Origin of the sequence: Amycolatopsis echigonensis (assembly GCF_014174495.1) — a bacterium.
In the GTDB taxonomy this organism is placed as follows: Bacteria; Actinomycetota; Actinomycetes; order Mycobacteriales; family Pseudonocardiaceae; genus Amycolatopsis; species Amycolatopsis echigonensis.
In genome coordinates, this window is sequence record NZ_JACJHR010000045.1 from 61,033 (window position 1) to 72,503 (window position 11,471).

At 70.2% G+C, this 11,471-nt stretch carries 18 protein-coding genes; all 18 read left to right on the forward strand.

Features of this window, described 5'->3' with window-relative positions; all coding sequences use genetic code 11:
• Positions 1–97 precede the first annotated feature (97 nt).
• The 18 genes from H5411_RS27795 (at position 98) to H5411_RS27880 (ending at position 11,388) form a co-directional block, all read left to right on the forward strand.
• The gene (locus H5411_RS27795) at positions 98–304 is read left to right on the forward strand and encodes a hypothetical protein (RefSeq protein ID WP_183125505.1); all 207 of its coding nucleotides are present in this window, start codon (positions 98–100) and stop codon (positions 302–304) included.
• On the forward strand, positions 301–1,092 hold the full coding sequence (locus H5411_RS27800; protein ID WP_183125506.1) for a hypothetical protein: 792 nt from the start codon (positions 301–303) through the stop codon (positions 1,090–1,092). Before H5411_RS27795 ends, H5411_RS27800 begins: the two co-directional genes overlap by 4 nt.
• The gene (locus H5411_RS27805) at positions 1,089–1,265 is read left to right on the forward strand and encodes a hypothetical protein (RefSeq protein WP_183125507.1); all 177 of its coding nucleotides are present in this window, start codon (positions 1,089–1,091) and stop codon (positions 1,263–1,265) included. The genes H5411_RS27800 and H5411_RS27805 overlap by 4 nt, the downstream gene beginning before the upstream one ends.
• Entirely contained in the window at positions 1,262–1,867 is a 606-nt protein-coding gene (locus tag H5411_RS27810) for an ERF family protein (protein ID WP_183125508.1), read from the forward strand. Before H5411_RS27805 ends, H5411_RS27810 begins: the two co-directional genes overlap by 4 nt.
• Positions 1,867–2,301: a hypothetical protein gene (locus H5411_RS27815; RefSeq protein ID WP_183125509.1), complete on the forward strand. Its 435-nt coding sequence runs from the start codon at positions 1,867–1,869 to the stop codon at positions 2,299–2,301. The genes H5411_RS27810 and H5411_RS27815 overlap by 1 nt, the downstream gene beginning before the upstream one ends.
• Positions 2,298–2,522, forward strand: coding sequence for a hypothetical protein (locus H5411_RS27820; protein WP_183125510.1), 225 nt, complete (start codon positions 2,298–2,300; stop codon positions 2,520–2,522). Before H5411_RS27815 ends, H5411_RS27820 begins: the two co-directional genes overlap by 4 nt.
• Positions 2,503–3,360: a hypothetical protein gene (locus H5411_RS27825; RefSeq protein ID WP_183125511.1), complete on the forward strand. Its 858-nt coding sequence runs from the start codon at positions 2,503–2,505 to the stop codon at positions 3,358–3,360. Before H5411_RS27820 ends, H5411_RS27825 begins: the two co-directional genes overlap by 20 nt.
• Positions 3,361–3,368: 8 nt before the next feature.
• Complete coding sequence (locus H5411_RS27830) at positions 3,369–3,995, forward strand: ATP-binding protein (protein WP_183125512.1); 627 nt, start codon at positions 3,369–3,371, stop codon at positions 3,993–3,995.
• A 52-nt stretch (positions 3,996–4,047) separates the two neighbouring features.
• Positions 4,048–4,434: a hypothetical protein gene (locus tag H5411_RS27835; protein WP_183125513.1), complete on the forward strand. Its 387-nt coding sequence runs from the start codon at positions 4,048–4,050 to the stop codon at positions 4,432–4,434.
• Between the two features lie 139 nt (positions 4,435–4,573).
• Positions 4,574–4,948, forward strand: a complete 375-nt coding sequence (locus H5411_RS27840; RefSeq protein ID WP_183125514.1) for a hypothetical protein — start codon at positions 4,574–4,576, stop codon at positions 4,946–4,948.
• 218 nt (positions 4,949–5,166) lie between these two features.
• Complete coding sequence (locus tag H5411_RS27845) at positions 5,167–5,451, forward strand: hypothetical protein (RefSeq protein ID WP_220817557.1); 285 nt, start codon at positions 5,167–5,169, stop codon at positions 5,449–5,451.
• A gap of 133 nt (positions 5,452–5,584) precedes the next feature.
• Complete coding sequence (locus tag H5411_RS27850; RefSeq protein ID WP_183125515.1) at positions 5,585–5,923, forward strand: terminase small subunit; 339 nt, start codon at positions 5,585–5,587, stop codon at positions 5,921–5,923.
• Positions 5,829–7,355 carry a terminase gene (locus H5411_RS27855; RefSeq protein ID WP_312878631.1) on the forward strand — a complete coding sequence of 509 codons (1,527 nt, stop codon included), beginning with the start codon at positions 5,829–5,831 and terminating at the stop codon, positions 7,353–7,355. Before H5411_RS27850 ends, H5411_RS27855 begins: the two co-directional genes overlap by 95 nt.
• An 8-nt stretch (positions 7,356–7,363) precedes the next feature.
• A complete protein-coding gene (locus tag H5411_RS27860; protein ID WP_183125516.1) occupies positions 7,364–7,675 on the forward strand; it encodes a hypothetical protein in 312 nt (103 codons plus the stop codon).
• Positions 7,662–8,921, forward strand: coding sequence for a phage portal protein (locus H5411_RS27865; RefSeq protein WP_183125517.1), 1,260 nt, complete (start codon positions 7,662–7,664; stop codon positions 8,919–8,921). The genes H5411_RS27860 and H5411_RS27865 overlap by 14 nt, the downstream gene beginning before the upstream one ends.
• Positions 8,921–9,151 (forward strand): hypothetical protein, encoded by a 231-nt coding sequence (locus tag H5411_RS27870; protein ID WP_183125518.1) that lies wholly within the window; start codon positions 8,921–8,923, stop codon positions 9,149–9,151. The genes H5411_RS27865 and H5411_RS27870 overlap by 1 nt, the downstream gene beginning before the upstream one ends.
• Positions 9,148–9,951, forward strand: a complete 804-nt coding sequence (locus H5411_RS27875) for an HK97 family phage prohead protease (RefSeq protein ID WP_183125519.1) — start codon at positions 9,148–9,150, stop codon at positions 9,949–9,951. Before H5411_RS27870 ends, H5411_RS27875 begins: the two co-directional genes overlap by 4 nt.
• 144 nt (positions 9,952–10,095) lie before the next feature.
• On the forward strand, positions 10,096–11,388 hold the full coding sequence (locus tag H5411_RS27880) for a phage major capsid protein (RefSeq protein ID WP_183125520.1): 1,293 nt from the start codon (positions 10,096–10,098) through the stop codon (positions 11,386–11,388).
• The last annotated feature ends 83 nt before the right edge of the window (positions 11,389–11,471 follow it).

The window sequence follows — 11,471 nt, forward strand, 5'->3', positions numbered from 1 at the left end:
GCCACGCCCGTTACGCCCGAAGCGCAGCGATCATCCGCGCGGCGCTCGCCCGCCGGGCTCAATATCCCACGACAGACCACAAAGGACACACAGCAGCATGAGCACTTACGCGCCGAGCGCGACGCACCTGGGCACGAACCCTGGTGGCAGGCACCTGGTCGGCATCACACTGGTGGTTGAGGCTGATTCCGTCTGGAATGGCTGGGCTGCCACTGTTGGCGAGCTGGCGTCGGCGATCTGCGACCGTATCGACGGTGACGGCTTCAGCGTCACCGAGGATGCCCGCGCGGCGGTGACCGCGTGACCCGCACCGCCCGCGAAGACAGGACGACTGCGCGGGGCGTCGAGTACTTCGACACGTCGCACCGCTACAAGATCGATGGCAAGTGGGCTACCGGCGTCACCACCGCGCTGAAGGGCATCCCGAAGGACAGCCTCGTTAATTGGGCGGCGAAAACCGTTGCGGCGCACGTGCTCGACAACCTTGCCGAGCTGCCCGCCCAAGTCGAGCGCGACGGGTACGGGCCGACGCTGCGCATGCTGACCGGAGTCCCGAACCACCAGAGGGACACGGCGGCAATCCGCGGCACCGACGTGCACGACGTCGCTGAGCGCTACGTCGGAGGGGAAGAGGTCGAGTTCGCCGCACACCTCGCGCCGTATGTGCGCGGGTACGCGCGGTACGTCGAGGACTGGTCGCCCGAATCGGTGTGGGATGAAACGGTCGTCGCGTCCCGGGAGCACGGCTACGCCGGTCGCCTGGACTCGATCCAGCGGATTCCGACGCTGGGCTTGTGCCTGGTCGACTACAAGACTTCGCGCGGGGTGTACGGGGAGCACGCGTTGCAGTGCGCGGCCTACCGCTACGCCGAAGTGCTGGTCGACCCGGTCTCGGGCGAAGAGGTGCCGATGCCGCACCTCGACCGCGCGCTGATCCTCCACATCAAACCGGACGACTACGACCTGATCCCGGTCACCGCGGACGACGAGACGTTCCGGAAATTCCTTGTAGCGAAACAGAACTACCTGGACAACGTCCAATCGCGGCGGCTGGACAAGCTGCTCGGCGAACCGCTGAACGCGGCCGCATGAGCCGCAACCGGAGCACCCGCACCCGCGACCCCGGCAAACCGATGGGCGTCATCGAGGTGGCCCGGCTGCTGGCCTGCATCGACGGCCGCGCCGGTCGCCTCTACGAAGCCGACATCCGGCAGGCCAGGTACATCGTCGGCGCATCCATCCACCGCAACGGAGCAACCCCATGACCGACACCCCCACCATCCACCAGGCCCTGAACGCTGTCATGCGCCAGGTCACGAAGGTGAGCAAGTCCCAGAAGAACAACCATTTCGGGTTCGCGTTCCGCGGGATCGAACAGATCATGGAAGCGACCGCGCCCGCGTTCCGCGAGCACGGCATCATCGGCCCGGTCCCGACCGTGCTCGACATGAAGGCCGAGGGATCCGGGAAGACCAGGACCGTGATCCTGACCGTGCAGTACGAATTCGTCGGCCCGGCCGGAGACGTGCTGTCCACTGTGGTGCTCGGCGAAGCACCGGACACCATCAAGGCACTCTCGATCGCCGAGCGGATCGCGCTGATCCAAGTGCTGCACATCCCGACCAGCCAGCGCGACGCGGACGCGCCGCCGCCGAACACGACGACGCGCGCCAGGTTGCAGAACCGCGCAGCGGCGATCGCGAAGGCGAACGGCTGGCAGCAGGACGGCAAACCGGACTGGGACCGGGTTGCCGCCGAGTACACCGAGTGGTCGCAGGGCGCGGAGATCACCACCGCGACGGACGCCGAACTGAAGTCGTTCCTGGACAGCATCGAACCGAAGCAGACCATGAAACGGGGGCAGTGATGGCGACTCCGCGCGGCTCGCTGGTGATCCAGGCGACCCGGCACGGTCTGATCGGCGTCCACGGGTACGCGCCGGACGGGGCACCGCCACCACCACCTAAGGAAGAACGACTCATCAGACGGGTGGTGGCTGCACACCAGGGCGGTACTTCGGCACCGGAGATCGCCGCCGACATCACCGCCGACACCGGCTACATCAGCGTCGCGGAGGTCCGTGCCATCATCGCCGAGCACGCGCCGCAGCCTGCCGAGCCGAAGCCGCGCGCGACCGGCGGACGCAGCTACGACCTGGCGGGGCTGGCCGAGATGTACCAGCGCGGCGACCGGATCGCCGACATCCAGGCAGTGATGGGGATCGGCCGGACCACCGTGCACCGGCTGCTGAAGGCCGCCGGGATCCCGCTGCGGGGAGCCGGGAAGCGGCGCCCAGCGTGAAACGCGCCGTCGCGGACTGCCTGCGCGGTCTCGTCCCGGCGGACGCGCTTTCCACTGTGGACCGGGCGGCGGTCGTCGCCCGGCTCCACGGCGACGGCTTGACCGACGGCGAGATCGCCGAGATCACCCGCCTTACCACTTACACCACTGGTCGCATCCGGGCACGGCTCGGACTCGCGGCGCACGAACGGAAGACAGCTCATGCCCTGGTTCAACGTTGACGACGGTTTCGCCGACCACCCGAAGGCGATCCGGGCCGGAAACGCCGCGCTCGGGCTGTGGGTGCGTGCCGGTGCCTGGTCGGCGAAGCACCTCACCGACGGATTCGTGCCGGAAGAGATCGCGTTCCTGCACGGCACCCCGACTCAGGCCGCGAAGCTTGTTCGCACCGGGCTGTGGCGGGTCGCTGAAGGCGGGTTCCAGTTCCACGACTGGAGCGACGACCGACGCAATCCGACGCGCGCCGAGGTGACCCGGCGACGCTCCGAGAACGCCGCGAGACAGGCGCGGTGGCGTTCTGCCCGGCGCGCGGGCGGCGCGCGGACCGACTCCGGGCGACTCGCGAACGACGCGGGTGAGGAGCTGGAAGCGCCCGGCAGGCAGGAAAAAGCAGAGGAACCGCAGGTAGACCCGGACGGTAGACGCGTTACTAACGCGCCCGGCGGTGCTACGGCGAACACCGCCCCCTCCACTCCACTCCCCTCCACTCCCAAAGAAGAAAAGACTCTCGCCGATTCCGGCGAGCCCGCGTCGGCCGAGCCGAAGCGCGTGAGCTACCCCGAGGCGTTCGAGCGAGCCTGGATCGCCTACGGCCGCAAGGGCGGGAAGCGCACCGCCTACCTCGAATGGAAGCGAGCGGTGAAGCGTGCCCCCGCCGAGCGGATCACAGAGGCGATCGAACCGTACGTGCACTCGACCCCGGAACCCCGGTACCGCAAGGACTTCGAACGTTGGCTGCGCGGCGACGGATGGGAATCCCAACCGCCCCCGCTCACCACGCCCGGCGGCTACCGGCCGTTCGCGTCCCCCGACCCCGCCCGCTACCACGAAAGCTGGTGACAGCCGCAATGCAGCCCCTGACCGTGACCGGTGATCTCGTGGACCGCGCATGGACCGAGGACAACCAGGCGCACGGAACCGACACCCTCGCCCGCGTCCCGCCGCGCTACGCCGAGGCCGCCGCCGACCACCCCGAGGTGCGCACCTGGTGCGTGCAGCTGCTCGCCGAGGCCGCCCGCACCGCCTACACCGGAAACCCGGTCGTGAAGCGCGGCGGGTCGCTGGCGATTCTCGGCAGCGTCGGCACCGGCAAGACCCACCAGGCATACGGCGCGGTCCGGGAACTGGCGACCTCCGGTGCCCAGCTGCGGTGGGAGTTCGTCACCGCGGCCGACCTGTACGCGCAGCTGCGCCCGTCCAGCGGCGTGCACGGAGAAGCCGCTTACCGCCGCTACGCTCACGCGCCGCTGCTGGTCCTGGACGACGTCGGCGCGGCGAAGTCGAGCGAATGGGTCGAGGAGATCAACTACCGGATCATCAACCACCGGTACGAGAACCGGCTAGCCACCGTGATCACCACCAATCTCGCGCCCCGCGACCTCACGGCCGGGCTCGGCGAACGGGTCGCGTCGCGGATTGTCGAGATGTGCTCGCGCGTCGTGCTCGAAGGTCCCGACCGGAGGCGCCCGCAGTGACTGCCGAGCCCAAGCAACGCCAGAACGAACGCAACCACCAAGGAGGTCCCTCATGGCCGACGAATACGCCAACGCCAGCGAGCGGGCGCATGAGCCGCCTTATCGGCCGCTCCGCGAGGAACCGGCAGGCGGCTGGGACGCCGAGGCGGACACCTACCGCATCGGCGAAGATCACGAGGAACCGTCCGGAGAACGCGCGAGCACCCCGATTGCCGAGCTGCACCAGCACGGCCTGACGTTCCACCAGACCGGCCCGCTCCGGACCGCTGGCTACGGCACTGCCCAGGCGGTTGCATCGCTCGTCGACGGGCACCGCGCCGAGCCGGAGGGCTCGACCCTGTCCGGGCTGCCGGGCATGGGCACGCGGCGGGTTGCGCTCGTCTGCGCCGCGGTCGACGCCTGGCGGGCGTTCCGCAGGGACACCGGAGCCTCCCGCTAGCGTCGCGGTCGCAAGAAATCCACGGCTTGGATCAGGTCTGCGCCCAACCTGCCGGACTTCACTCACCCGGCAGGCCCCTCCGCCCCGCACTGGATTCGGACCCCAGTGCGGGGCCTTCCCATATCCGGAGGTGCCCGCCATGGCACGCAGCCGCCGATCGGCACGTGCAGCAGGAACCCGTTTCGAGCGCATCGTCGCCGACTACCTCGCCGCCAGCATCGATGACCGGATCGACCGTCGGCCGCGCAGCGGAGCCCGCGACCGCGGAGACATCGGCGGTGTGCGACTCAGTCCGGCGCTCGGCGGCGGGCGCGTCGTGATCGAGTGCAAGGACACCGTCCGCGCGGACTTGGCCGGGTGGATGCGCGAAGCCGAGGTCGAGCGCGGCAACGATGACGCGGAGGTCGCGCTCATCGCGCACAAGCGGCACGGCGTCGGCGGGCCGGGGCAGCAGTGGATCACGTGCACGGTGGACGACCTGATAGCGCTGGTCACCGGACGCCGGCCACGGTAAAGCTCGACTACGGGTTACGTTCCCGTGCGACTGTCCACAATGGCCATAAATCACAAGGTCGCAACAACCCGTTGTGCTGGGAACAACACGCCGGGGGCCGGGTGTTTCCCGAAATCGTCACCACCCGCTCAAGCCGGTTCCCCGGGCTGACTCGACGTTCGGCCGCCGCGCGCGGACCTCCACTTAAAGTGAGGTCTTGCTAGGAGACCGGCCAGGAGGTGACCATGCCCAGCACCGGCACCACCACTCAACGCGGCTACGGCGCGTACCACCAACGCATCCGCGCCAGCCTCGCGCCACGCGTGGCCACCGGCAGCGTGCGCTGCGCCCGCTGCGGCCAGCTCATCCGCTCCGGCCAGGCATGGGATCTAGGGCACGCGGACGGGACCGGCAAGCGCGAATACCAGGGGCCAGAGCACGCGACGTGCAACCGCTCGGCAGGTGGCCGCACCGGCCGCTCGCGCACGCTCGACCCCGCGCCGCGGCCGGTGACCCGATGGTGAACGCAATGAGAAGCACTCCGCGCACGCGGCCAGCCGCCAGCCGGGCAGCAGCGCCCGAGTTTTTTGAGCAGCAGCCGGTGCGGCAGACCCCGGTCCGTCATCTTTTCTCTCTCCCCGGGGGTGCGGGCACCCGATGAGCGCCCCCGTGAACCCCGCTGACGTGCTCGGAGCCACTGAGTCTGCGCTGGCTGCCCTAGATCTGGAGGACGAGGACCAGGCCGCCGCCGCGCTGGCGCTGCGCCTGGCGTCCGCGCTCGACTTCGAGGAATCCGGCCGGACCACGGCCGAACTGGCCGGAAAGCTGCTCGCGACGCTGGAATCGCTCGGCGCGACACCGGCCGCGCGCAAGGCCGTGCTGCCGAAGGGAGGTGCACCGGGTGACAGCCCTGCTCGAACCGCCCGAGACGACCTCCGCGCCCGCCGCGCTGCGCGGGCGCACGGAGCCGCGGATCTGGACGCCGCCGCTCCGTGAGCTGACACCCGAGACGTCCTACGGGTTCGACGTGGTCGAGTTCGCGCGCGACGTGATCGCGATGCCGCTCGACCCGTGGCAGGAATGGCTGGTGATCCACGCGGGCGAGCTGCTGGAGGACGGGAGGCCGCGGTTCCGCAGCGTGCTGGTGCTGGTGGCCCGGCAGAACGGCAAGACGCACCTGTTGGTGGTCCTCGCGCTGTACTGGCTGTTCATCGAGCAGGTGCGTCTGGTGCTCGGGACGTCCACGAACCTCGACTACGCGCGGGAGTCGTGGGAGAAGGCGGGCGACATCGCCGAGGCGTGCCCGGAGCTGGCCGAGGAGATCGGGCAGGTGCGCAAGGCCAACGGCGAACAGTTCCTCCGCACCGTCTACCGGTCCCGGTACAAAATCGCCGCCTCCAACCGCAAGGGCGGCCGGTCGCTGACGATCGACCGGCTGATCGCGGACGAGCTGCGCGAGCATCACGACTGGTCTGCCTACAACGCGGCAATGCCCGCGATGAACGCGGTTCCGGATGCGCAGGCGTGGCTGATCTCGAACCAGGGCGACTACCGCGCCGTCGTGCTGGACTCGCTGCGCAAGGCCGCGCTGGCCGCGATCGAGGACGGAACGGCCGGTGACCCGGATTCCGAGGATCGGCTCGGGCTCTTCGAGTGGTCCGCGCCGGACGGTTCCCGCGCGACCGACATCGACGCGCTGGCGCAGGCGAACCCCAACCTGGGCCACAGGATCGACCCGGCCGGGCTGCTCGGCGACGCGCGCCGCGCCGAGGCCGCCGGCGGGGAAGAGCTGGCGGGGTACCTCACCGAGATCCTGTGCATGAAGGTCCCGATGCTCGACCCGGCGATCGACGCCGAAAAGTGGGCCGAGTGCTGCGATCCCGGCGACCTGGCCGCGGTGCGCGGCCGGGTCGCGCTGTGCTTCGACGTGTCGGCGGACGGCCGGCACGCCACCGTGGTCGCGGCCGCGGTGCTGCCGGACGGCCGGGTGCGGGTCGAGGTCGTGGCCGCGTGGGACGACCTGCGCGGGATGCGCGGCGATCTGCGCGGGTGGGTCGAGCGGGTCCGGCCCCGCCGGTTCGGGTGGTTCCCGTCCGGCCCGGCCGCCGCCTACGCCGCGGACCTGGCGGACAACGAGCAGGCCGGGTGGCCGCCGGAAGGCGTCGAGGTCGACGGCATCCGCGCCGACATGCCCGCGGTGTGCATGGGGTTCGCCGAACAGGTCGAGGCCGGGCAGATCGTGCACCCGGACGATCCGCTGCTGAACGCGCAGGTCCCGGCCACGGAGAAGCAGCGGCGCGGCGACGCATGGGTGTTCACCCGGCGCGGCGCCGGCCACTGCGATGCGACGTACGCATCGGCCGGTGCGGTGCACCTGGCCCGGACGATCCCCGACGACAAGCCAGCCGGTTGGTTCGGCGTGGTGTGAGGAGCGAAGTGGAGTATCCGAACGTGAACCGCGTGCACGGCGACGACGTCGGGCGGGCCAAGAACCCGCCAGGCCGGGACTGGCTCGACGTCGCGCGGCCGGAGATCCGTCTGAAGTGGACGGAAAAACTCAAGCGTGCCGGAGGTGTGCTGTCCCCTCCCCGTACTGTCCTCTGCGGACTGGTGCAAGCGGCGGGCGGCGTGTCCGCGCTCGGCGGCTTGTGCATGGTGGCCGGACCGGCGTGGACGCTGATCGTCGGCGGCCTGTCCGCGATCGGTGTCGGTGTGCTGGCGGAAGGACGCGACAATGGGGCTCGGTAGCTGGATCGAGCGCACCAGGCGCGCCACGCCCGCGCCGCAGCATTCGCGGATGCTGGTGTCGGACGGCTGGAACATCGGTTCAAGCGCGCTCATTCCGGATGACGCGCCGCTGGCGTGGAAGCGCCAGATGGCCAAGGTCATGGGAATCCCGGGTGTCGACCGGTGCGTGCGGCTGCTGTCCGGGGTCATCGGCGGATTGCCGTGGGACGCCTACACCGATCGCGGCCGCGACTTCGCGGAGAAGATCAAACCGCGACCGGTGCTGCTGCAACAGCCGTGCCCGGAAGAAATCCAGCTCGCAACCATGTCCGCATGGGTGTCGGACCTGGTGCTGCACGGCAACGCGTTCGGCGTGATCACCGACCGGGACCGCAACGGCCTGGCGACAGCTGTCACGCCGGTGGCCGCGGCGCGGGTGTCGGTGCGCCGGTCGGACGGCTTCACCTACTCGGCGCTGCCGAAAGGCGAAATCGAGTACCAGGTCGGCAGCACCTCCCGGACGTTCGCCCGCCGCGAAGTCATCCACGTGAAGGGGCTGTGCGAACCGGGCGCGTTGCGCGGGCTCGGAGTGCTGGAACTGCACCTGAACGGGACGCTGGCGCTGGCGGACGACCTCGCCGGGCAGGCACGCTCCGTCGGCGCTCACGGCGTCCCGACCGGTCTGCTGAAGGCCACCAGCCCGGACGTCACGGAAGCCCAGCTGATCGCGGCGAAACAGGGATGGCTGAAGGCGCAGCGCGAACGCACGATCGCGGCGCTGGGACCGAGCACGGAGTTCGAGGCGCTGGCGTGGAATCCGGAAGAGTTGCAGCTGATCGAGGCGCGCAAGCTCTCGCTGCTGGAGATCGCGTTGATTTTCGGCGTCCCACCGCGGTTTCTCGGCGCGTCGACCGGGGACAGCCTGACCTACAGCACCAGCGAGGCCGAGTCGAGCGACCTGCTGAAGTTCAGCATCGGCGACCACGTGCAGCGGATCGAGCAGACGTTCTCGCAGGAGTTCCCGCGCGGGACGTGGGTGCAGGCGAACCGGGACGCGATCCTGCGCGGCGACACCACGGCGCGCTATCAGGCGCACGAGACCGGCATCCGTGCCGGGTTCCTGCTCAAGAGCGAGGCCCGGGAGATCGAGGATCTTCCGCCGGTGCCGGGGATCGACGACAAACGGGCGCCGACCGTCCCGGGCGAAAAGCCCGCAACCGACAACGAGGGCCAGGCCCTCGCCGAGAATCCGGAGATGACCGCCTGATGGCGACCCCGCGCAAGACCCGCACGGCGCGAACCCCGAAACCGGCCGCCGTGACCGCCGACGCGGCCGGACTGTCCGGCGAGCACGTGCCGGAGCTTGCGGTGCCGGAGCGAACCGGCGCCGTCGTGCAGGCGGCGTGCGCCGCGAACGTGTGCGACCAGGTGCCGGAGCCGGGCGGGGCGTTCTGCGCGCCGCACGTCGCGGCCGGGTGGAAGAAGGTGGAGGCATGACCGGAACGCACGCGGTCGGGTTCGCGGCCGAGTACCTGCGCCCGCTGAACGTCCAAACGCGACAGTTCACTCCGGAGTTCGAGGTCCGGTCCGACGGCGAGGGCCGCACGCTGTGCGGGATCGTGGTCCCGTACGGCAAGCCTCAGCGGATCGACTCCCGGTTGGTCGAGCAGTTCGCGCCGGGCGCGTTCGCCGCGCAGCTGCGCGCCGCGCACCGCGTGCCGCTGATGCGCGACCACGGGCCGCACGGCGGCAAGCTGATCGGCCGGGCAACGATGCTCCGGGAAGACGCGGCCGGGCTCTACGGCGAGTTCCGGGTGTCGCGCACTCCGCTCGGCGACGAAACGGTAGAGCTGGCGAAAGACGGCGCGCTCACGGACTTCAGCATCGGGTTCCGGGAAGGGCAGAACCGGACGCTGCCCGGCGGGATCACCGAGCGTGCGTCCGCGTCGCTGACCGAAGTCGCGGTCGTCATGGCCGGCGCGTACGGCGACGCCGCAGTCATCAGCGCGGTCCGCTCGTCTGCGGCCGAACAGGACGTCGACGGCGCGGCGCTGGCCGCGGTCGAGGCGCGTGCCTCCAAGCTCCCGTACGGGCCGGGACATCCGCTGTGGCGGTACTGGACCGGACCGGAAGGGTTCGCCAAGTACGCGCGATCGCCGCACCCGTGGCGCAAGTTGCGCGACGAGCTGATCAAGGCCGGTGTGCCGGTGGGCCAGGCGGACGGGCTGACGACGAACATCATGCAGGCGACCTCGGCGGGACGCTCGCTGTTCAAGCTGCACCACGGCGGGAAGTAGCCGCCGCGCAGGTTGTTCGGCTGGTGCGCACAACCCTGCTGATACTTTCACCCGGAAATAACGCGGACGCCGACACCTCCGCCGCTCACCGATGCGGACACCCCGGCCTCTCGGGCGATCGAACGATCCCGAGAGGCGTCCGCAGTGACGAATCCGTATCTCGCGCAGCAGCGCGCCAAGTACGAGGCGCTGACCGCGTCCATCCAGGGCGTGCAGACCCGCGCGGCCGAGGAGAACCGCGACCTGACCGACGTCGAGCTTCGCTCCGTCACCGAGCAGGCCGAGCAGGCCAGCAAGCTGGCCGACGTCATCGAGCAGCTGGCCGACGTCGAGGTGCGAGCGAAGAAGACCCGCGAGACCGCGGCCGCGCTCGCCGACGACGGCGAGCCCGAGACCCGCTCCGCCCGCGTCACCACGCAGGACCGGGACCCGGGTCACTATCGGTCCGAAAAGGACGGCGGGCGGCACTCGTTCTTCTCCGACCACTATCGGTCCAAGGTGCTGCTTGACCGCGAGGCGAACACCCGGCTGGCCGAGCATCTGCGCTCGGTGAACGTCGACCCGAACGGCGCGGGCATCGTGCCGCCGCGCTGGCTGACCGACGAGTACCAGGCCGCCGCGTATCAGCAGCGCGCGGTGGCCGACCGCGTCCGCAAGCTCGACCTGGGCCAGGACCCGCGTCCGCTGATCCTGCCGGGGCAGACCAAGGGCACTGCGCCGATCAGCAAGCAGGCCGCCGAGGGCAAGAACAACGGCGGGTGGGGCAGCGACAAGTTCGCGACCGGCACCAAGACCTTGACCCCGGAGATGCACGCGGAGTACCAGGACGTTTCGCGCCAGCTGCTGGACTCGTCCAGCCCTGCCGTTGATGCGCTGATCATGACTGACCTGGCGCTCGCGTGGGGCGAAGGCGTGGAGACCGCCGTCTGCGAGGCGATCCTCGCCGACGGCACCGCGGCCGGGACCGTGTTCGCCGACGAAACCGCGTTCGCGGCCGGTGCGATCGACGGTGTGATCGACGCGCAGACCGCAGTGGCCGAGGGCAAGCGCGGCCTGGCCGACCTGGTTGTCGTGTCCTACAAGCGGTTCGGCGCGTTCCGTAAGCTCAAGGACAACGCCGGCCGGAACCTGATGCCGGTGTCGCGGTACAACCCGCAGAACGCCAACGGCGCGCTGGGCAACAGCCTGGTCGGCGACATCGAGGGCAGCGACGTCGTCGCCACGACCGGTGTCCCGTCGGGCAAACCGGAGAAGTACGCGGTGCTCAAGAGCAACGCGGTGCTGCTGGCCGAATCCGGCACGGTCGACTTCTCCTACGACCAGATCGGCGGTCCGAGCTTCGTCCGGGTCGGCATCTGGGGCTACCTCGGCGTGCTGGTCCGCAACCCCGAACTGGTCTCGGTCTCCACGGTGACCGGCGCGACGGACGCGGGCTGATCGTGAGGCAGTGGCCGCCGACGCTCGGCGAACTGAAGGCCGACGCGCAGATCCCGGGCACGGGGGACGACGCTGTCCTTCAG

Coding starts and splice junctions, on each gene's coding strand:
- H5411_RS27795 (WP_183125505.1), top strand. CDS start 98: ATGAGCACTTACGCGCCGAGCGCGACGCACCTGGGCACGAACCCTGGT.
- H5411_RS27805 (WP_183125507.1), top strand. CDS start 1,089: ATGAGCCGCAACCGGAGCACCCGCACCCGCGACCCCGGCAAACCGATG.
- H5411_RS27810 (WP_183125508.1), top strand. CDS start 1,262: ATGACCGACACCCCCACCATCCACCAGGCCCTGAACGCTGTCATGCGC.
- H5411_RS27815 (WP_183125509.1), top strand. CDS start 1,867: ATGGCGACTCCGCGCGGCTCGCTGGTGATCCAGGCGACCCGGCACGGT.
- H5411_RS27825 (WP_183125511.1), top strand. CDS start 2,503: ATGCCCTGGTTCAACGTTGACGACGGTTTCGCCGACCACCCGAAGGCG.
- H5411_RS27830 (WP_183125512.1), top strand. CDS start 3,369: ATGCAGCCCCTGACCGTGACCGGTGATCTCGTGGACCGCGCATGGACC.
- H5411_RS27835 (WP_183125513.1), top strand. CDS start 4,048: ATGGCCGACGAATACGCCAACGCCAGCGAGCGGGCGCATGAGCCGCCT.
- H5411_RS27840 (WP_183125514.1), top strand. CDS start 4,574: ATGGCACGCAGCCGCCGATCGGCACGTGCAGCAGGAACCCGTTTCGAG.
- H5411_RS27850 (WP_183125515.1), top strand. CDS start 5,585: ATGAGCGCCCCCGTGAACCCCGCTGACGTGCTCGGAGCCACTGAGTCT.
- H5411_RS27865 (WP_183125517.1), top strand. CDS start 7,662: ATGGGGCTCGGTAGCTGGATCGAGCGCACCAGGCGCGCCACGCCCGCG.
- H5411_RS27870 (WP_183125518.1), top strand. CDS start 8,921: ATGGCGACCCCGCGCAAGACCCGCACGGCGCGAACCCCGAAACCGGCC.
- H5411_RS27875 (WP_183125519.1), top strand. CDS start 9,148: ATGACCGGAACGCACGCGGTCGGGTTCGCGGCCGAGTACCTGCGCCCG.